General features: G+C 43.5%; 23 protein-coding genes, 1 pseudogene and 2 other annotated features (1 of these 26 cut by a window edge). Of the genes and pseudogenes, 2 read left to right on the top strand and 22 right to left on the bottom strand.

Features of this window, described 5'->3' with window-relative positions:
* Positions 1 to 50: a sequence feature (ribosomal protein L20 leader region), on the bottom strand (it extends 82 nt beyond the left edge of the window).
* A 72-nt stretch (positions 51 to 122) separates the two neighbouring features.
* The 3 genes from GMD4S_RS01780 to GMD4S_RS01770 all read right to left on the bottom strand — a co-directional run bounded on the left by GMD4S_RS01780 (position 123) and on the right by GMD4S_RS01770 (position 3,633).
* Entirely contained in the window at positions 123 to 2,363 is a 2,241-nt protein-coding gene (locus GMD4S_RS01780; protein ID WP_000942378.1) for a DNA internalization-related competence protein ComEC/Rec2, read from the bottom strand.
* Positions 2,347 to 2,997, bottom strand: a complete 651-nt coding sequence (locus GMD4S_RS01775; RefSeq protein WP_000643903.1) for a helix-hairpin-helix domain-containing protein — start codon at positions 2,995 to 2,997, stop codon at positions 2,347 to 2,349. The genes GMD4S_RS01780 and GMD4S_RS01775 overlap by 17 nt, the downstream gene beginning before the upstream one ends.
* Positions 2,998 to 3,063: 66 nt before the next feature.
* Positions 3,064 to 3,633 carry a GNAT family N-acetyltransferase gene (locus tag GMD4S_RS01770; RefSeq protein WP_000443754.1) on the bottom strand — a complete coding sequence of 190 codons (570 nt, stop codon included), beginning with the start codon at positions 3,631 to 3,633 and terminating at the stop codon, positions 3,064 to 3,066.
* 175 nt (positions 3,634 to 3,808) lie between these two features.
* Between GMD4S_RS01770 and ald the strand changes: the two genes are divergently transcribed.
* Positions 3,809 to 4,921, top strand: a complete 1,113-nt coding sequence (ald, locus tag GMD4S_RS01765; RefSeq protein ID WP_000904697.1) for an alanine dehydrogenase — start codon at positions 3,809 to 3,811, stop codon at positions 4,919 to 4,921.
* A gap of 51 nt (positions 4,922 to 4,972) precedes the next feature.
* On the opposite strand, the gene GMD4S_RS01760 is transcribed toward ald, so the two are convergent.
* The 16 genes from GMD4S_RS01760 to GMD4S_RS01685 form a co-directional block, all read right to left on the bottom strand.
* Entirely contained in the window at positions 4,973 to 5,959 is a 987-nt protein-coding gene (locus GMD4S_RS01760) for a PhoH family protein (protein WP_000658201.1), read from the bottom strand.
* 80 nt (positions 5,960 to 6,039) lie between these two features.
* A complete protein-coding gene (locus GMD4S_RS01755) occupies positions 6,040 to 6,255 on the bottom strand; it encodes a YozE family protein (RefSeq protein ID WP_001232077.1) in 216 nt (71 codons plus the stop codon).
* Between the two features lie 8 nt (positions 6,256 to 6,263).
* A complete protein-coding gene (cvfB, locus tag GMD4S_RS01750) occupies positions 6,264 to 7,118 on the bottom strand; it encodes an RNA-binding virulence regulatory protein CvfB (RefSeq protein ID WP_001095464.1) in 855 nt (284 codons plus the stop codon).
* A 59-nt stretch (positions 7,119 to 7,177) separates the two neighbouring features.
* Entirely contained in the window at positions 7,178 to 7,735 is a 558-nt protein-coding gene (gene frr / locus GMD4S_RS01745; RefSeq protein ID WP_001262235.1) for a ribosome recycling factor, read from the bottom strand.
* A gap of 7 nt (positions 7,736 to 7,742) precedes the next feature.
* A complete protein-coding gene (gene pyrH / locus GMD4S_RS01740; RefSeq protein WP_000002996.1) occupies positions 7,743 to 8,480 on the bottom strand; it encodes a UMP kinase in 738 nt (245 codons plus the stop codon).
* An 83-nt stretch (positions 8,481 to 8,563) separates the two neighbouring features.
* A complete protein-coding gene (gene trmFO / locus GMD4S_RS01735; protein WP_000083705.1) occupies positions 8,564 to 9,898 on the bottom strand; it encodes a methylenetetrahydrofolate--tRNA-(uracil(54)-C(5))-methyltransferase (FADH(2)-oxidizing) TrmFO in 1,335 nt (444 codons plus the stop codon).
* Positions 9,899 to 10,031: 133 nt separating this feature from the next.
* Positions 10,032 to 10,910 (bottom strand): 16S rRNA (cytidine(1402)-2'-O)-methyltransferase, encoded by an 879-nt coding sequence (gene rsmI, locus GMD4S_RS01730; protein ID WP_001166889.1) that lies wholly within the window; start codon positions 10,908 to 10,910, stop codon positions 10,032 to 10,034.
* A 2-nt stretch (positions 10,911 to 10,912) separates the two neighbouring features.
* Positions 10,913 to 11,230 (bottom strand): DNA replication initiation control protein YabA, encoded by a 318-nt coding sequence (gene yabA / locus GMD4S_RS01725; protein WP_000358229.1) that lies wholly within the window; start codon positions 11,228 to 11,230, stop codon positions 10,913 to 10,915.
* Between the two features lie 137 nt (positions 11,231 to 11,367).
* Entirely contained in the window at positions 11,368 to 12,258 is an 891-nt protein-coding gene (locus GMD4S_RS01720) for a DNA polymerase III subunit delta' (RefSeq protein WP_000808203.1), read from the bottom strand.
* A complete protein-coding gene (tmk, locus tag GMD4S_RS01715) occupies positions 12,255 to 12,893 on the bottom strand; it encodes a dTMP kinase (protein WP_000033393.1) in 639 nt (212 codons plus the stop codon). Before tmk ends, GMD4S_RS01720 begins: the two co-directional genes overlap by 4 nt.
* Positions 12,894 to 13,007: 114 nt before the next feature.
* Complete coding sequence (gene proC / locus GMD4S_RS01710; protein ID WP_000689686.1) at positions 13,008 to 13,805, bottom strand: pyrroline-5-carboxylate reductase; 798 nt, start codon at positions 13,803 to 13,805, stop codon at positions 13,008 to 13,010.
* A 3-nt stretch (positions 13,806 to 13,808) separates the two neighbouring features.
* Positions 13,809 to 15,071, bottom strand: coding sequence for a glutamate-5-semialdehyde dehydrogenase (locus tag GMD4S_RS01705; RefSeq protein ID WP_000255271.1), 1,263 nt, complete (start codon positions 15,069 to 15,071; stop codon positions 13,809 to 13,811).
* 9 nt (positions 15,072 to 15,080) lie between these two features.
* The gene (gene proB, locus GMD4S_RS01700; protein ID WP_000875730.1) at positions 15,081 to 16,190 is read right to left on the bottom strand and encodes a glutamate 5-kinase; all 1,110 of its coding nucleotides are present in this window, start codon (positions 16,188 to 16,190) and stop codon (positions 15,081 to 15,083) included.
* Positions 16,191 to 16,291: 101 nt separating this feature from the next.
* On the bottom strand, positions 16,292 to 17,191 hold the full coding sequence (locus GMD4S_RS01695; protein WP_000403230.1) for an RluA family pseudouridine synthase: 900 nt from the start codon (positions 17,189 to 17,191) through the stop codon (positions 16,292 to 16,294).
* The gene (gene lspA / locus GMD4S_RS01690; protein ID WP_000745694.1) at positions 17,175 to 17,642 is read right to left on the bottom strand and encodes a signal peptidase II; all 468 of its coding nucleotides are present in this window, start codon (positions 17,640 to 17,642) and stop codon (positions 17,175 to 17,177) included. Before lspA ends, GMD4S_RS01695 begins: the two co-directional genes overlap by 17 nt.
* Positions 17,639 to 18,547 (bottom strand): LysR family transcriptional regulator, encoded by a 909-nt coding sequence (locus GMD4S_RS01685; protein WP_001025716.1) that lies wholly within the window; start codon positions 18,545 to 18,547, stop codon positions 17,639 to 17,641. Before GMD4S_RS01685 ends, lspA begins: the two co-directional genes overlap by 4 nt.
* Here GMD4S_RS01685 and GMD4S_RS13715 point away from each other — a divergent pair.
* Positions 18,540 to 18,635, top strand: a pseudogene (locus GMD4S_RS13715) (AraC family transcriptional regulator); the annotation flags it as partial. The gene GMD4S_RS01685 and the pseudogene GMD4S_RS13715 overlap by 8 nt on opposite strands.
* A 145-nt stretch (positions 18,636 to 18,780) precedes the next feature.
* On the opposite strand, the gene rpmA reads toward GMD4S_RS13715, so the two are convergent.
* From rpmA to rplU, 3 genes are read right to left on the bottom strand one after another with little or no spacing between them, the layout of a single operon-like run.
* The gene (gene rpmA / locus GMD4S_RS01680) at positions 18,781 to 19,074 is read right to left on the bottom strand and encodes a 50S ribosomal protein L27 (RefSeq protein ID WP_000916509.1); all 294 of its coding nucleotides are present in this window, start codon (positions 19,072 to 19,074) and stop codon (positions 18,781 to 18,783) included.
* Between the two features lie 16 nt (positions 19,075 to 19,090).
* Positions 19,091 to 19,435 (bottom strand): ribosomal-processing cysteine protease Prp, encoded by a 345-nt coding sequence (locus GMD4S_RS01675; RefSeq protein ID WP_000613704.1) that lies wholly within the window; start codon positions 19,433 to 19,435, stop codon positions 19,091 to 19,093.
* A 15-nt stretch (positions 19,436 to 19,450) separates the two neighbouring features.
* Positions 19,451 to 19,765 carry a 50S ribosomal protein L21 gene (gene rplU, locus GMD4S_RS01670; RefSeq protein WP_000109137.1) on the bottom strand — a complete coding sequence of 105 codons (315 nt, stop codon included), beginning with the start codon at positions 19,763 to 19,765 and terminating at the stop codon, positions 19,451 to 19,453.
* 34 nt (positions 19,766 to 19,799) lie between these two features.
* Positions 19,800 to 19,888, bottom strand: a sequence feature (ribosomal protein L21 leader region).
* Between the last annotated feature and the right edge of the window lie 11 nt (positions 19,889 to 19,899).

Genomic DNA, 19,899 nt, shown 5'->3' with positions numbered 1-19,899 from the left:
CAGGCAACTTGATGTCACAAGGCGAGAAGCTCTCACTTCTGCTTTTCTCAACTTTTATATGATACCAAGTTTTCTATCCCTTGTCAAGATAAAAAGTCAATTTTTCGAAAAGTTTGTCTATTTTATCGAACCGTTTCAATTCTCCAACTATTCCATCCTGTAAAGCGGATAGCCCCTTGCTGGTCAGTTCGGTAAATCTTACTCTTGATACTTTCCATTCGTGTCAAGGTTTCCTGATGGGGGAGTTTCGTACGATTGCTCTTTCCGACTGAAATGAGAGTAATCGCTGGTTTGAGCTGTTCTAGGAAAACTGGATTTGATGAGGTTTTAGCACCATGTTGGCCTGCTTTCAAGACATCCACCTGCAAGTCAGGATACTGCTGAAGCAAGTCTTTCTCCCCCTTGTTTCCCAAATTCCCAGTAAAAAGGAAGTTCTTATCCAAGAGTTTTCCATAAAGAACCAAGGAATCATCACGATCCCCATATCCAACCTTCCTTGGAGATAGGACTTCTAAGTAACCGCCAAAAATTGGCAAGTTCTCCCCTGCTGTCACACTGCACACCTTGGTTTGAGTCGCTTGTAGTTCCGCTACAAATTCCTTTTGTGTCAGACTTCCTTTTGATACTAAAATCTCCCCGACATGGAAAGCCTTGGTTACCTCCAGCAAATCACCGACATGTTCCTTCTCTGTATTGGTCAAAATTAGCTGGTCAATCTTATCTACTCCTCGACTTTTAAGATAGGGAATCAAGTTTCGCTGGGCATTGCTGGTCGTCGCCTTTTCCTGCCAAGCTTGGATTTTCTTGTCAGATTCTGCCTTACCTCCTACATCTATGAGAATAGTTTTACCAGTTACATCCCGTAGGAAAATACTCTCCCCTTGCCCAACATCTAGCATGGTAATTTCATTTTCAAGTGGATGCTTGGTCAAGAAAAAGAGCCCCACAATAAAAAGACTGACTCCTGCTAGTCTTTTGATGTTTTTCCTCATGTCATAGACCAAGGCTAATGAAACTAACAGTAGAATCAACAGCCATGCGTTGGGTTGACCAAAGACCAGGGGCCTACTTGCCAGCTGCGATAGCAAGCGAATGACGCCCTCCAACCACTCAAAGACAAAGTTAAACTGAGTGACTGGGTAAACGAAGGACAGAATGAATAAGATGGACAAAAGCGGCAAGAAGACCACATCAAACAGAAAGGAAAAGACAAAGGTCAAAAGGATAGACCAAGGCTGAAATTCTGCAAAATAAAAGGATAGAATGGGCAATATTCCCAAAGAAATGACCAAACTTTCTCTGGCAACAGCCTTGATCCCATCGCCTTCTTTGCTGGTCATGGTCAAGATAAAAGCATAAGCGCAGGACAAGACTCCTCCTGCAGTTAGGAAAAAGTTTGGCATAATGATAAAAAGGACAAGGACCGTCAAGGCAAAATTATCCAAGCCCTTAATACCATGTTGTGCTAGTAACTTTTGCAAGAGACTGCGAATAACAGATGCTGAAAATCCTGTCAGACCTGCATAGATAAGAGAAAAGGGATAAGTTAGCCACTTCAACTTTTCTTGAGTTAAGCCCAATCGCAAGAGGAGTTTCTTAAAGGCATCCATGAAAAAGCCTACCTGCATACCCGACAAGGCAAAGAGATGGATAATTCCAAGACTGGAATAGAGCTCATTCATCTCCTCAAAGTCCGTGTCCAAATGTCCTAAAAGAAGACCTGTCATATAATTGCGCATAGGATCTGGAAAGTGCATCTTGATCCAAACTACAGCCTTTCGACGTAAACTGGACAGATTTTCTCCTATATCCCAACTGCTAATCTTTCTCATTGACTGGATACTCTTGATAGTCAAAGTTTGGTAAATCCCCTGAGTTTTCAGATAGGCTTGGTAGTCAAAGCCACCAAAATTCCTCTGACCTTCAGGCTCTGAAAGTTTTCCTTCTATCTCTATCTCGTGAAGGTCTGTTAAGGCCTGAAAGAGCTCTTTCTCCTCCTCAGACTGGAGTTTATAGTAAACTTGGAAGGTGCGACCCTCAGCCTTGCCCCGAAAGGACAGACTGTCTCCATTGACTTTGATGGTATCTGGTAAAATCCGTACCCTTTCAACAGAATCCACTAGGTTTTGATTAGCTTGTGTCTGTTGCCAAGTTTGAAACAAAAACCAAAAACCAAAAACTCCACAAAACGCTAGAACTTTACCGGCCGATTTCCAAGGAAATTGGAAAAAGAGACAGACAAGCAAAAAAACAAAACCTAGCAGTGCGAGATAGGACACTCCAAAAATGGCATAGTAAAGCCAGAGCAACAGGAAACTCAGATAGATTAGGGGGATAGGGAAATTCTTAATCCACTGTAACATAGTCTTTTAGCTTTTCTATGGTCTTAGCGCCAATACCAGAAACCTTCTTTAATTCATCAACCGACTTGAACTTGCCATTTGCCTCACGATGATCGATAATATCCTGGGCTCGTTTTCCTCCCAAGCCTTTGACCTGCTTGAGTTCTTCCAGACTAGCTTTATTTAGGTTGACCTTCTTATCTTTACTTGTCGAAGCAGTCGTTCCAGAGGCAGTCTGCTGACTCACTGCTTCTTCTCCCTTAGTTGGAACATAGACAAGAGCCTCGTCACTGACTTTCTGTGCTAGATTAAGCGACTTACTATCTGCTTCCTCTGTCAATCCACCCGCCTTCTGAACGGCATCATGAACACGACTCCCTACTGGTAAATCATAAATCCCTGGCGATTTAACAGCACCTTTGACATCTACCGTAATCAAATCTTGTTCAGGAGACTCGTCCTTTTCTTCCTTTTTCACTTCTTTGTCAGACGATGAATCCTTTGAAACAGCTGCGACTTCAGCCTGCAAATTTGATTCTTTTACAGATGTTTGTGAAGTTGGCTTTAGTAGGAAAAATCCGCCCAAGGCCAAACCTAAACCAGCACAAATGACAAGGATTTTATACTCTTTGATTTTCTCGATAATTGCTTTCATATTTTCTCCTCTCTTAAATTATTCGTAAGTGAAAGAAAAAACAGTTGAAAATTTCTTTTCAACTGCTTATTTATTTGCAAAATAGTCTTCCTTAGTCAAGACATAATGAACCCTTGTGATCATTCGACCTGGTTCTTTATTATCCATTCTGGCATAGGGTTCTTCGTGGGAAAAACGCATCCCAGATTTCTCCATGACCTTGCCAGATGCGGGATTGTCTTTGTCATGAAGAGCGGTCAACTTGTTCATTCCAATCTTCTCAAAAGCCAGCTCAATCACGGCGCGATTGGCTTCTGTCGTCAATCCTTGATTCCAATACTTTTGGTTGATAATGTAACCAATAGCTGCTTTTTTGAGAATGGGATCAATCTTGTGCAAATCAATAGTTCCAATAAACTGATCATTGCTTTTTAGTTCGATTCCCCACCGTCCCAAGGGATTAGCCAAGTAGAACTGAGCGATGTTGTTCTTGGTTTCTTCTAAGCTTTGATTTGTTGGAAAAGTATAGCGTGTATTTTCTCTGTCTGAGGCATACTCAAACATAGCTTCTGCATCGTCCAAAGTTACAGGTCGGAGCAATAAACGCTCCGTTTCTATAGATGGATACTGGGCAAATTTCACAAATATTGATTCCATACTTTTCCCTCCATTAGAGCTCGATTCTCACTAGTCTAGCATAAATAAATTTGAATGACAAGTTTTTCTTGATTTTTGAAGCGGTTTCATATACAATAAAACCATCACATTTTTGATTTATGGAATGGAATGTGACAACCAAAACAATCCGACAATTGAAAGGTAGGTTATCTATATGTTAATCGGAATCCCAAAAGAAATTAAAAATAACGAAAACCGTGTCGCCCTCACACCTGCTGGTGTTCATAGCTTAGTTTCTCGTGGACATCGTGTCCTCATCGAAACAAATGCTGGTCTCGGTTCAGGATTTACTGATGCTGACTATCAAAAGCAAGGAGCTGAGATTGTCGCTACTGCTGCAGAAGCATGGGCTGCCGAGTTAGTCGTGAAAGTAAAAGAACCACTAGCTTCTGAATACGGTTATTTGCGCGACGATCTTTTCCTCTTCACCTACTTGCACATGGCCGCTGCACCAGAATTAGCAGAGGCTATGTTAGCAGCAAAAACAACAGGAATTGCCTATGAAACCGTTCGTGACAATCAAGGACAACTGCCGCTCCTCGTTCCTATGAGTGAGGTTGCAGGTCGTATGGCTGTTCAAATCGGAGCTCACTTCCTTACTAAGCAAGCTGGTGGCTCTGGTGTTTTACTTGGTGGTGTACCAGGTGTTCCAAAAGGAAAAGTAACCATCATCGGTGGTGGTGTCGTCGGTACACATGCTGCCCGCATCGCCCTTGGTCTTGGTGCTCAAGTGACTATTTTAGATATCAGTGCTAAACGTCTCTCAGTTCTAGAAGAAGTCTTTGGAAATCAAATCCAAACTCTTATGTCTAATTCATTCAACATCGAAGCAAGTGTGAGAGATGCTGATGTGGTGATTGGTGCAGTTCTCATCCCTGGGGCCAAAGCACCAAAATTGGTGACAGATGAGATGGTCAAACAAATGCGTCCAGGCTCTGTAATCGTTGACGTTGCCGTTGACCAAGGTGGCGTTATCGAGACAGCTGACCGTGTGACAACGCACGATGAACCTGTCTATGAAAAACACGGTGTCCTCCACTATGCCGTTGCCAATATCCCTGGTGCAGTTGCCCGTACTTCTACTATCGCCCTAACCAATGTCACTCTTCCTTACATCGAAGCTCTGGCTGGCAAAGGATTCACACAAGCAATTGCTGAAGATGAAGGCTTGCGTCAAGGTGTGACCACTTATCAAGGTTACTTGACCAGCCTCCCAGTTGCTCAAGGTCTCGATAAAGATCACACGTCAATCGACGAACTTGTTTAAAGATATACACTCATTAAAAAAGAGCAGTTCACATCTGAACTGCTTTTTTTGCTATTCTGTTTCTTGGTTCTTTTCTTCAACCTTAACTGGAGCTGGTTCATAAGCTCGGATAATCTGAGCGACAACCGGATGGCGAACCACATCCTTGGCTGAAAAATGAACAAAGTCGATTTGGTGAATGTTCTTGAGCTTTTCTTGAGCATCAATCAAACCGGACTTAACATTGCGTGGTAGGTCAATCTGGCTGATATCTCCATTGACAATCATCTTCGAATTAAAGCCTAAACGAGTCAGGAACATCTTCATCTGCATGATGGTCGTATTTTGTGCCTCATCTAAAATGACAAAAGCATCATCCAAGGTCCGACCACGCATATAGGCAAGGGGCGCGATTTCGATAATTTCACGCTCCATGAGACGGGTCGTTTGGTCTTTCCCGAGAATCTGGTACAAAGCATCGTAAACAGGTCGAAGATAAGGATCCACCTTCTCCTTGAGATCACCCGGAAGAAATCCTAGACTCTCACCTGCTTCCACTGCTGGACGAGTAAGGATAATCCGCTTGACTTGCCCACGTTTAAGGGCTGTCACTGCCAAGGTCACTGCAAGAAAGGTCTTCCCTGTCCCTGCTGGTCCGATTCCAAAGGTCACATCATGCTGTTTGACACTGTCCACATAAAGCTTTTGACCTAAGGTTTTGACACGGATCGGCTTCCCTGTATTGTCCTTGATAATTTCTTCTTCGTAAAGGGCGACAAACTTGTCGATTTCATCGTTTTTGACCATGCTAATCGCAGTCACCACATCTGGCGTGCCAACGGTCATTCCTCGATTTACCAAGACCATCAAAGCCTGGATAACCTGACGGGCTTCCTCACAGGCAGTCTCTTCTCCCAAAACCTGCACAATCTCCGTACGAGCATGAATCACCACATCGAGCTCTTCTTCCATCAAACGAAGATGGCGCTCATTGGAACCAAAAAGATGGAACAAGTCATCTGGGTGACTTAGTTGAATGTCTATTGAATGTTCCTTCAAATAAAGAACCTCTCTAATCCGTTTATTTCTTTTTATTATAGCAAAGAGAACAATAAAATACTAGCCTCATCTCATTGTCTCTAGTGTTCTAAGTATTCTTGCCAGATGGCATCAAAATCTCCTAGGTTAAAAGAGAAACTGGCATGCTCCTCCAAAAAGCGACTCACCTCATCGAAATCATCCGTGTGTTTTGGAAAGGCTGACTCCTCAAAAGCAAGGTCTGCCAAGATGGCTTTAGGGCTGTCACTTTTAGGATTACGCTCAGTCATGAGCCAAGTATAAAATGATTTTCTCATAAGCCTCCCTAAATCAGCTCTGTCCCAAACTGGTCTTGCTTGATTTTGCCAGCCTTCATCAAGCCACCGAGTGCTTTCTTGAACTGACCTTTAGAGATACCAAAGGTTGCCTTGATATCGTCAGGAGATGACTTATCATTCAAGGTCATGAAACCGCCATTGCTTTCCAAGTAGGTCAAAATCATCTGGGCATCATTTTCCAACATTTCAAAAGAACGTGGTTTGAGGGAGAGGTTAAGAGTACGGTCCACTTCACGGAAACCGATGACACGCGCATCTAACACTTGCCCCAAACGTGGCTCTGCGTAGCGTTCACTTGGGTGAATGAAACCAAGCATGTTATTCTCTGGTAGGTAAACAAATGTTCCTGACAGCTTGAGACGGTAAACAATGGCTGGCCAGTTTTGGTTCTGCATGTTGTTGTAAGCAGGACGAGCCAGACGTTGGAAGTCTTCCTGATACGCCAAAAGTCCCCAGATTCGGTCTTTCTTGTCCACTTCAAGACGGATGTAAAGTTTATCACCTTTCTTAGGCCAGAGTTCCTTGAGCTCAGGGAGGATATCGAGTGACACAACGATTTCCTTATCAGGTAGACCGGTATCGACAAAGACACCCAAGTCCTTTCGAACTTCTGTTACGGTTCCCCAACCAAATTGGTCCTGAGTCGCAGTAACTTCTTGAGTGGTCAAGCGGAGTTTTTGCTTCATATCCGTGTAGGCAAAACCTTTGACCGTATCCCCTACTGTATGTTGACCTTCTTCTTTAGCAAGAGCATAGGTCTGACCATCCTTTTGCACAAAGTAAAAACGGTCATTTTCATCGATGATGAGTCCAACGATAAAACTTGCAAGATTTGTATTCATATTTCCTTCTTTCGAATAAAACTCAGCCAGCAATGCCAACTGAGTTTTTCTGTTTATTTTTAGACTTCCAAGATTTCTTTTTCTTTATTGGCAGTCATGTCGTCGATGTGTTTCACAGCATCGTCTGTTACTTTTTGAATATCTTTTTCAAGAGTCTTCAATTCGTCTTCAGTGATTTCTTTTGCTTTTTCTTGTTTCTTAGCTTCATCCATAGCATCACGACGGATATTGCGGACAGCCACTTTAGCATTTTCACCGACCTTCTTCACTTCTTTGGCAAGGTCACGACGAGTTTCTTCTGTAAGAGCTGGGATAACCAAGCGGATCACAGAACCGTCATTAGCTGGTGTAATACCAAGATCAGAAGCGTTCAAGGCACGTTCGATGTCTTTCAATGAAGACTTGTCAAATGGTGTTACCAACAAGACACGCGCTTCTGGAATAGTAATTGAAGCGATTTGGTTAAGAGGAGTTTCAACTCCATAGTATTCTACGTGGATACGGTCTAGCAAGCTTGCGTTGGCACGACCGGCACGGATACCTCCAAATTCACGAGCAAGTGATTGGTGAGACTGGGTCATTCTCTCTTTAGCTTTTTCTACAATTGCGTTAGCCATAATTTTCTTATTCCTTTTCTTCGATATTGTTTGAAACTGTTGTTCCGATATTTTCACCAAATACGACACGTTTGATGTTGCCTGGTTGGTTCATGTTAAAGACAACCAAGTCAATGTCGTTGTCCATAGAGAGGGTTGAAGCTGTTGAATCCATGATACGAAGACCTTTGTTGATAACGTCACGGTGGGTCAATTCTTCAAATTTAACAGCTGTCTTGTCTTTCTTAGGATCGGCATTGTAAACACCATCTACGCCATTTTTAGCCATAAGAATGGCATCCGCTTCGATTTCAGCTGCACGAAGGGCTGCTGTTGTATCTGTTGAGAAGTAAGGTGAACCAATTCCAGCACCAAAGATAACAATACGGCCTTTTTCAAGGTGACGAAGGGCACGTCCACGTACATAAGGTTCTGCCACTTGTTGCATGGCAATGGCTGTTTGTACACGCGTATCGACACCAACTTGTTGCAATGAATCTGCCATCACAAGAGCATTCATCACGGTCCCAAGCATTCCAGTGTAATCTGCCTGAACACGGTCCATTCCTGCTTCTGCAGCAGGTTCCCCACGCCAGAGATTTCCTCCACCAATAACAAGGGCAATTTCGATACCTAAGCTATGAACTTCTTGAATCTCTTTTGCGATTGTTTGAACTGTTTGGATATCAATCCCTACGCCACGTTCACCGGCAAGGGCTTCACCTGATAACTTGATTAAAATACGTTTATACTTGGGATTCGCCATTTTTACTCTCCTTTTTTTATCCTACCTATTTTATCACAATTTCTAAGATTTTTATAGTATCATGAGCAATTCTTTGAAAAAAATTAGACTGTTAAAAATTCCTCTAAGTCGGTAAGAGCACGCTCTGCAATTTTTTCATAACGAGCCTTCTTATCACGGATACGCTCGCCATCCAATTCCTTGATAATCCCAAAATTGACATTCATGGGCTGGAAATGCTTGCTGTCCGCATGAGTGATGTAATGAGCTAGACTTCCAATCGCTGTGGTCTCTGGGAAGATAGCTTCACTTTCACCCTTAAAGAGACGAGCTGCGTTAATACCTGCAACCAAGCCTGAAGCTGCTGACTCAACATAGCCTTCTACACCCGTCATTTGACCAGCAAAGAAAAGGTTTGGCTGTTTCTTAGAACGATAGGTCTGCTCCAGAAGATTTGGTGAATCCATGTAAGAATTGCGGTGCATGACCCCATAGCGAACAAACTCCGCATTTTCAAGACCTGGAATCATTTGGAAGACACGCTTTTGTTCTCCCCATTTGAGGTGGGTCTGGAAACCGACGATATTGTAGAGGCTACCAGCCGCATTATCCTGACGAAGCTGGACAACTGCATACGGTGTTTTGAACTCCCCGTCACGAGGGCCTGTATAATCGTCTGGATACTCCAAACCGACTGGCTTCATCGGACCATAAAGCATGGTTTTAATGCCACGCTTAGCCATGACTTCGATAGGCATACAACCTTCAAAGTACTTTTCTTTTTCAAACGAATTGAGCGGGGCTTCTTCCGCATTGATCAATGCTTCATGGAAATCCATAAATTCTTGCTTGGTCATAGGGGCATTGAGGTAGGCTGCTTCTCCCTTGTCATAACGAGACTTGAGATAGACCTTGCTCATATCGATGGTATTGACATCGATAATCGGCGCCGCCGCATCGTAGAAATAGAAACCATCACCGTCATTAAGGGCATGAATCTTTTCAGCTAGGGCATCGCTGGTTAAAGGACCAGTAGCGACAACTGTAATAACATCAGTCGGCAATTCTGTAATTTCATCACGAACCACTTCAATCAAGGGGTGATTAGCCACTTTTTCAGTCACCATTTGAGAGAAACCATCACGGTCCACCGCAAGGGCTCCACCAGCAGGAACACGTGTAGCTTCAGCAGATTCCAAGATAACAGAACCCAAGCGACGCATTTCTTCCTTGAGAAGCCCAACTGCATTGGTCAAAGCATCCCCACGTAAGGAATTGGAACAAACCAATTCAGCAAAATTGTCTGTTTTGTGCTGTGGTGTTGACTTGACCCCACGCATTTCATAAAGTTTAACTGGAATACCGCGTTCTGCGATTTGGTAAGCTGCTTCAGAACCTGCCAAACCAGCACCGATAACATTGATATAAGATTGAGACACGACACTAATACCTCTTTGGGTGGAACCTAAGTTCATATCAAAACAAGCTACTAGACTGTTTGACACCCACAAATCTTTCTAATTTTTCTTCTACTAGTATAACAAAAAAAGGGAAGATGGCAAACTTCCCTGTTTAATCACTTTCTTGATTTTTTTCCCAGTCGTGGTAGGCAGCATAGAGTTGACTTTTATTCCACATGTAGAGTTTCGCAACTTCCTTAATGGCTTGATTTTTCTTCATGCCTTCTTGGATGCGTGCTTGGATATCTGAAAACAAGTCCTCCTCGTCCTTTTCCTCCACATCCTGACTGGCACCCTCAATGATGAGAAGGCATTCGCCCTTGAGTGGCGTTTCAGCTATGCTTTCTAGTAGCTCTGAAATCTTTCCTCGTTGGTATTCTTCATAGATTTTGGTCAATTCTCTGACCAAGACCACCGAGCGGTTACCGTAGACTTCTAGCATATTTTCCAATGTATCTGCCACACGGTGAGGCGATTCGTAGAAAATCTGAGTTTCTGGATAGTCTTTTTTTGAGTTGAAAAATTGCTTTTGCTGACCTGATTTTCTCGGTAAGAAACCATAAAAAACATGTGGTTGCGGCGCCAAACCACTGGCAATCAAAGCAGAAATCCCTGCAGAGGCACCTGGAACGGTAACAACTGCGATTTCTTCCTCAATGGCTGCCTTGACTAAATCGTGACCAGGATCCGAGATACTAGGCAGACCCGCATCAGAAACCTGAGCAATACTTTGTCCTGCTTTCAGTAAACCAATCAAATCAGGAATTTTTTCCTTGGCATTGTGCTCATGAAAACTGATTTGCTTGGTCGAAATATCAAAATGCTTGAGCAGAAGCCCTGTATTGCGCGTGTCCTCAGCAGCAATCCAGTCCACCTCTTTCAAGGTCTGGATGGCACGAAAGGTCATATCATCTAGATTGCCAATCGGCGTTGCTACTAGGTAAAGCTTGCCATAGGGAGATTGTCCCTTAAAACTTTTTTGAATCTGCATGCTTACTCCCTATATAACAACTCATCACAGAACATACATTCCTCGTCCTGCTCGCGACGTTGTCCATAAAAATCATTACATACGTGAAAACCGTCTTTATAGATTCGGCGGACGCTTTCACGAACATGCTTGGCCTTAACGGGTGTATCTGCTTCCACCTCGCCCAAGCGTTCGCGCAACTTACTATTTTCCAAGCGAAGAGCTGTATTTTCCTCTACCAGGCTCTTGAGATTTTTCTTGATGGCTTCCACATCGGCCAAGGTCACCAGTAACTGTTGGGAAAAATCGTCTAGCGCATCAAATAATTCTTTTTTGTCCATAAACCAGCCCTTTCCTTTCTATATCGTTCATTTTTAATACTCAATGAAAATCAAAGAGCAAACTAGCCGCAGGCTGTACTTGAGTACGGCAAGGCGACGTTGACGTGGTTTGAATTTGATTTTCGAAGAGTATGAGTTTATATTTCTTTCAAGACCAGATATTCCATGGCATTTTGAAAGCTGACATTGGCCTGCCACATTTTTCTAGCTTCTAGCAAATCTTGTAGAATCTTTCGAATCCTTGCTTGCAAGAGATCCTGCCCACAGAGAACTTCGAGGATTCGCAAGACCTGATCCTGCTTTTCCTTATCATCTGCCAAGCTGGCTAATTTAGCAACTTGGAGATAACTTTCTTTTTTCTTGGCTAATAACCAGGTCAGTAGGCGTTCACTCTCATCGACCAAGGTCCAAAAACTAGCCTGATTTGCCAACTTTTCAGCTTCAGCTCGTGATTGACAAAACTGGGCTAAGAAAGTCGCTTTTTTCTTGACCAGACCTGCTTGTTCTAATTGATGGATGAGCTTTTCTTCTTGCTTTTTAAAATGGAAAATCTGGGTCCGACTACGGATAGTTGGCAACATCTTTTCCTCATCGCTGGTCAAGAAGAAAATGTAAACTTCACTCTGGGGCTCTTCGATGACCTTGAGCAGAGAATTGGTCGCGTTGGGATGCATTTTCTCAGCTTGCTCGATAATAAAAACCTGTTGCTGACTTTCAATCCCTGCTTGAGAAAACTGGCCCACCAATTCCCGAATCCGTTCTGTCTTGATGACCTGATTGACTGGCTTGATTAAAGTAACATCGGGAAATTCTTCCTGTTCAATTAGCTTGCAGTTTCGACATTTTTCACATGGCAAAACGCCTACTTTATCCGTACAAAAGAGGCTCTTAGCCAAAAACTGCGCCATTTCCAAGCTTCCAAAGAAACCCGAAAAGAGATAGGCGTGATTGAGCTGGTCTTGTTCTAGGATACGGACAAAGCGGTCAAACTGGTCTGGCTGCCAAGCTTTTAGTTGTTCTTGTTTCATTTATCCAAGCCCATTCTATCAAACAAGACAGCCTTGGTAGTTTCCACAACTTGTTCCAAAGGGAGACTAGCATCAATCTTGACAATGCGATTTCCTTCTTTGTCCAGAAGAGAAAGGTAGCCTTGACGGACTTTTTTATGCAAGTCCAACCCTTCCAAGTCCAAACGATTGACCTCCCGGTCACTATTAGCAGCAATGCGAGCCAGTCCCTCTTCCACCTCAATGTCAAAATAAAGTGTCAAATCGGGTTTGAGGCCATCTGTAGCAAAATGATTGAGCCAGTCAATGGCTTCAATGTCCAAGCCACGACCAAATCCCTGATAAGCAACAGAACTATCGATGAAGCGGTCCATAATGACCAACTTGCCAGCTTCAAGGGCTGGAAGAACTTTTTCCACCAAATGCTGTCTGCGACTGGCGATATAGAGAAGGAGTTCTGTCTTAGCATCCATCTGAGTATGACTTGGATCTAAAATCACTTCCCGAATCTTCTCCCCAATCAAGACTCCGCCTGGCTCACGGGTCGTCAGCACCTCTACTCCGTTTTCCTCTAAAATTGGGAGTAGAGCCTCTAAAACACTGGTCTTGCCTGCTCCCTCTGGTCCCTCAAGAGAGACTAAAAATCCTTTTGACATGTCTAACTCATTTCTTTTTTACTACCTTCTATTCTATCAAAAAAATAGGTTTTTGTGACAATCTTTTTGTCTTCTCATTTCATGCACCATAAAAGAGGCAGTCAAAGCCACCTCTTATTTACCTAGTTCTTGTGTTCGTTTGTAAGCTTGACCAACTGCATCCATGACCGTTCCCCGAAAAGCATGCGCTTCTAAGCTCGCTACACCAGCGATAGTCGAACCGCCTGGGCTACAAACTTGGTCTTTCAATACTCCAGGATGCTCTTGGCTTTCTAGGACCAATTGTCCAGCGCCGACAACTGTTTGAGCCGCCATTTTCAATGCCGTTTCTCGTGGCAATCCTGTCTGTACACCCGCATCTGCTAAGGCCTCAATAAAGAGATAGACAAATGCCGGCCCACAACCTGCAAGACCTGTCGCTGCATCAATTAAGCTTTCCCCAAGTTCAACAAAGAGACCTGCCTTGGCTAACAGCTTACAAAAGAGCTCACTGTCCTCAGCCCTGCAATTAGGAGACAAGGCATAACTAATCACTCCTTGCCCGATAGAAGCAGGGGTATTTGGCATCATACGAATAATTCGATGTTGACTTGGGATAAGACTTGCTAGTTTTTCTAAAGTCAATCCAGCTGCCATGGAAATCAAAAGAAGACTCTCTCGTTTTTCAAGAATGGTCTGATAGTGAGAAAGCAGTTCAGAAAACTGAGCAGGCTTAACTCCTAGAAAAATCACACCTGCTTCTGCGAAGATTTCGTCATTGCTGGAAGCCTGACCACCGAAATTGGCGATGAAAGCATCTACTTTCGCTTGACTGCGATTGGCAAGGAGAATCTGAGCACCCGTCTTGGCCTGCACAACAGCCTTAGCCAAGCTAGCTCCCATATTTCCCAAACCGATAAATCCAATCTTCATCTCTTACTCCCTTATCTGTCCGTCACCAGTAACCACATACTTGTAGCTGGTCAACTCTTTCAAGCCCATAGGCCCACGCGCATGCAGTTTCTGAGTAGAAATCCCCATCTCACATCCAAGACCAAACTGGCCACCATCAGTGAAACGAGTCGAGGCATTGACATAAACCGCTGCAGAGTCCACTTGATCTGTAAAGTAAGCTGCAGCTTCAGTATTTTCCGTCACAATGGCATCCGAATGATGGGTACTGTGGGCTTCAATATGGGCAACCGCTTCTTCTAAACTACTCACAACCTTAACCGCTAGGACATAGTCTAAAAACTCGGTGTCAAAGTCTTGTGCCTCAGCTGCTCGACCTGAAAGAGACTGACTTGCTTTCTCATCCAAGCGGAATTGAATTGGTTCCAGTCCAGCTTCTTTCCGACTTGTAACCAGCACTTTCTCCAAGCGAGGAAGAAAACGTGCTGCCTTGTCTTCATGAACCAGCAAGACCTCCATAGCATTGCAGACAGAAGGACGACTGGTTTTAGCATTGTTAATGATAGACAGAGCCTTGTCTTCATCGGCATCCTTATCCACATAGACATGTACAATCCCAGTTCCTGTCTCGATAACGGGTACGATAGCATTTTCAACCACGGCATTGATCAAGCCAGCACCTCCACGAGGAATAAGAAGGTCTAGATAACCCTTGGCCTTCATCATAGCATAGCTACTTTCACGACTAGTATCTTCCACCAGTTGAATCACCTCTGGATGGATGATCGTCGTCTCCAAGCCCTTCTTTAAGGCTGTGACAATAGCATGAGCTGTTTGATAGGCATCCTTGCCACTACGAAGAACGACCGCATTGCCACTTTTGAGAGCCAAGGCAGCCGCATCAGACGTCACATTTGGACGGCTTTCATAGATAATACCAATAACCCCCATGGCCACACGCTTCTTAGTAATAACCAAGCCATTTTCAAGCTGACTTGTTTCTAGGACCTCACCAATAGGATCTGGTAAAGCAACCACTTCACGAATCCCTCTTGCCATCGCTTCTATACGTCCCGCATCCAAATAAAGACGGTCTAGCAAAACATCTGAGATTTTTCCCTTGGCCGCTTCCATATCGAGGGCATTGGCCGCTAAAATCTCCTCAGTAGCCGCCACTAAGTGATCAGCCATAGCTAGCAAGGCTTGGTTTTTCACTGCTTCGCTGGCAGTATTGATAGATTTCTTAACAGCCTGTACCTGTTCAAATTGTTCTTGTGTACTTACCATCGTTCACCTCTAAAATTCTGTAAAGAGCAGCTGGATTTCAGGAGTAATGGAAATCCAGTCATCACGGTGAATCAAGACTCCCTTAGCTTTTTGAGAACGGAGCATATCTTCTAGGGCTGAGACACCAAATTGGACACGTCCCTTTCCAAGAGATTGACCTGTTTCTTTATCTGCTACTGTTACAATATCGTGGTAAGAGAAGTTTCCTTCCACTTCTACCACACCCGATAAAAGGAGACTTTTCCCGTTTTTTGAAAGTGCCTCTGCAGCTCCACCATCTACCCAAATCGTTCCCTGACTTTGAGCATAGAAGGCCAGCCATTGTTTCTGGGTACGAAGTCCCTTCTCTTGCGCAACAAAGAAGGAACCATCCTTGGTCTCCTCCGCTGCTTCAATCAAGGCATCAGATTTCATGGAAGAGCAGATATAGACTGGCACACCTGACTCCGTCGCAATAGTTGCAGCTTTGATTTTTGTCAACATACCCCCAGTACCGTTTGACGAACCTGCTCCACCAGCCATATCAATAATCTCACGATTGATAGTCTCGATTTTCTCCAAACGTTTGGCTGTTGGATCTGAGTTGGGATTTCCGGTATAGAGACCGTCCACATCCGTCAAGAGAACTAAAAGGTCTGCTTGGACCATCGCCGCTACCTGGGCACTCAGAGTGTCATTATCACCCACCTTGAGCTCATCAATAACGACACTGTCATTCTCGTTGATGATGGGGATTGCACCACGATGAAGCAATACAGACAAGGCCTGGTGGGCATTCTTATAGCGACGCTTATCTACAAAATCATCCTGTGTCAGCAAGATTTGTGCAGAAACGATCTGGCGCATGAGGAGGTTGGTTGTGTATTCCTCCAACAAAAGTCCCTGACCAACTGCAGCCGAAGCTTGTTTATCTGCAATCTTGGTCGGACGTTTTTTAAAACCCAAAGCTCCAAATCCAGCGGCAACTGCCCCAGATGACACTAAAATCAACTCATGTCCAGCTTCATGTAGCATAGCCAATTGCTGGGTAATTGCCTTTACTTTACTCCTTGATAAACTCCCGTCTTCATTTGTCAAGGAGGAAGTCCCTACCTTAAAGACGATTCGTTTGTACTTCATATTCTCACTCCGATTCTTCATATTTATCCATTATAACATGAATACTTTAAAATGGAAAAGACTTGAAATGAAAAAGGTTGAGACAAGGCATCTCAACTCTTTTATCTATTCTCAGTTTTACGCAATCTTTCCAGCGTTTCTTTAAAAATCTCTGGAATATCTGCTGTGAACTCCAAGGTTTCACCTGTTCTCGGATGAGTAAAGCCTAGAGTCTTAGCATGGAGAAATTGCCCATGTCCCTTCAGTGTCTTACGAGGACCATAGACTTCATCACCAGCGACTGGATGGCCAATATAAGCCATATGAACACGGATTTGGTGAGTACGCCCTGTTTCCAGTTGCAACTCTAGCAAACTATAATCTCCAAAGCGTTCCAAGACTTGAAAACGAGTCACTGCTGGCTTCCCTTTAGCAGTCACTGCCTGTTTCTTACGATCTTTTTCACTACGACCAATCGGAGCTTCAATCACACCACGATCATTGGGAAGATTGCCATGAACAATCGCCCAGTATTTGCGGAGAGACTTCTTATCCTTGAGTTCTTGAGCGAGTGCTAAGTGGGCCTCATCATTCTTAGCAATCATAAGGAGACCAGACGTGTCCTTGTCTATGCGATGAACAATACCCGGTCGGAGAACCCCATTGATACCTGACAAGTCCTTGATATGGTACATGAGGGCATTGACCAAGGTTCCGCTAGTATGACCGGCGCTGGGATGAACCACCATCCCTTGAGGTTTGTTAACAACGGCTACATCCTCATCTTGGTAGACGATTTCTAGCGGAATATCCTCAGCCACATACTCTAAAACCTCCGGTTCTGGCACATGGTAGGTGACGATATCCCCCTCTTGGACAGTGTATTTGGCTTTCTTTACTTGCCCATTCACCAAAACTTGTCCAGCCTTGATTTGTTCATTCGCGAGACTGCGTGACAATTCTGTCAGATCTGACAGAGCCTTGTCTAGACGTTGCCCACCAGTTTCAATTTTTATTTCCATTTACTTCCTCTTTAAGCATTGCAATCAATAAAACAATCACACCAACTGTCAAATAGCTGTCAGCAACATTGAAAATCGCAAAGTTGATAAAGTCTAGGTGAAACATATCCACCACAAAACCTTGACTCATTCTGTCGATAAAGTTGCCCAGACCTCCCGCGATTATCAAGGTCAGTCCAAAAACCAACCAGAGAGAATCCTCCATGTGTTTATGTAGATACCAAATGGCACCTACCATGACGACCAGTGTAATGACAGCAAATAACCACTGCTGATCTTGCAGCATGGAGAAGGCTGCCCCACGATTTTGCAGGTAGGTCAAGCTAACGAGATTGGGGATCCACGAACGAACTTCACCCAGTGGAATCTGCTGGACAACATAGGCTTTAACCCACTGATCCAGCCCAATCAAAAGCAGTACAATGACTGCTACTATTCCTCTTTTTTTCATGATTTCCTCTTTTGATCAAAATATTCTTGCATAACCTCAACGAAAAGAGTACCAGCTTGGCTAAGCTCCACTTCTTCCCGTTTGACATAGACCATGTGGTTATCTAGATTATCCTTGAGACGAATGACTGTGATCCCATTAACACTGTCACTATCTAAAAACCCAGATCCAGTTGCGTAAGCATCCGTCCGCTCCAAAATACCATTCAAAGTAGCACGGTCGGTCACATTGAACATCTGGGAGCTCGCGCTGGTGTCGACAAAGTTCTCTGAATAGTATAGATACTCATCCTTTTCCTGAGTAAAACGAACTGTTGGTAAATCCGCTAAATCCTCCATGACCAATTCCTCTTTCTGTGCTAAAGGATGCCCTTCACGAAGATAAATGTGAGTCTGGAAAGGAATTAGTTCAATAACTTCTAAACCAAGCTTTTCAACCCGTTGCATGATGCCCTTTTTATTTTGATTGTTGAGGTAGATAATCCCAATCTCACTATGTCCTTGAGCCACTTCGTCTAAAATTTGAACTGTGGTAGACTCAAAAATACGAAAGTTCTTGTAGTCAGGATAACGTTCCGAAAAGGCCGTAATCGTTGGTGGCAAGAAGTCATAGTGCTGGCTGGCAATGGAAAATTCATCCTTTTCTTCCTCAGGATTGGCATATTGATTTTGAAAAACATCAAATCCTTTGACCAATTCCTGCGCTTTCTCATAAAATTCCATACCACGACGGGTCAAAAAAGTCCCCGAACTCGTCCGACGGAAAATCTTAAAACCCAGCTCTTTTTCCAAATCGCGCACAGAAATAGACAGACTTGGCTGACTAACATACATCTTTTCAGCAGCTTCACGGAAAGTACCACTATTGGCAATGGCCACAACATAGCGTAATTGTTGAATGTTCATCTTTTACCCCCAACTTCTCTATCTGTTCATTATACCATATTTCAGAACTTTTCCAAAAAAGAAAAAAGTGTCCATCGCAAGTTTAAATCTAACTATTCTCTATTAAATTCAAAATGTGTATCAAAACAAAAAAATAGGCTCTCCGAAAACTCGGAAAGCCTTATTTTATGCTACTTCTAGCTTCCTCGCCTTTTCATTTCAAGGCTCGGGATAAAAAGGTTCACTGGACCTTTTTATTTAGCGATTGGGTAAACAGAAACTTGTTTTTTATCGCGACCTTTACGTTCAAAGCGTACTACGCCTTCAACTTTAGCGAACAAAGTATCGTCTCCACCACGTCCAACGTTTACACCTGGATAGATGTGTGTACCACGTTGACGGTAAAGGATTGATCCACCTGTTACAGTTTGTCCGTCAGCTGCTTTAGCTCCAAGACGTTTTGCTTGTGAATCGCGTCCGTTTGATGTAGAACCTCCACCTTTTTTGTGGGCGAAAAGTTGCAAGTTGTTAAGAGTCATTTTTAACATAATGTTTTCCTCCGTGTTAGTTTTCTGTGATAACTCTGGTTTGGACGAACTCAGAAGAGTTCTCCGATAAGTTTGCCATACCTAAGAAAAATGATTCGAAGAATAACTGCGTCATTTCTCTCTGGTGTGAAGGAAGATCCGCTGGTATATCAACCTTTAGATAGCCACCTTCATCTTCGTTTAATTCTAAGATTGGTTCGTAGCCTGCAAATTTCTCAATGGAATTGACAAAGTTAATGGCAAGCGTAGAAACCGATGCACACACGACATCTAAGCCGTATTCGCCACTTTCGGCGTGTCCAGTAATTTCCGCACTCCTCAGCTCGCCATCTTCGGCTCTCTCAAAGACTGCTTGTATCATGTGTTCTCCTTAAAATTAAGCGTTGATTGCGTTGATGACAACTTTTGTATATGGTTGACGGTGACCTTGTTTACGGTGGCTACCTTTTTTAGGTTTGTACTTGTAAGTAACAACTTTCTTTTGTTTTCCTTGTTTTTCAACAGTTCCAACTACAGTAGCTCCAGCAACAAGTGGAGTTCCGACAACAGTGTTTTCACCACCAACAAGAACAACTTCGTTAAAAGTAACTTCTTGACCAGCTTCAACGTTCAATTTTTCAACGTAGATTGCTTGACCAACTTCAACTTTAACTTGTTTTCCGCCAGTTTTGATAATTGCGTATGTGCTCATTATGCACCTCCTATGATTTTTAGGGTTTCCCCGTATTTTTGTGAAGACTCGCCTAGCATCGTGGGACGAACCACTTTATACTCACTATGTGAGCAAACGATGTTCGTGCGGTTGCACAGGACTGTGCATAGTCA

The sequence above is a fragment of the Streptococcus sp. GMD4S genome, from assembly GCF_000296955.1.
Note: the sequence above shows the minus strand (reverse complement) of the source record. Positions and strands in the feature narration are given on the sequence as shown.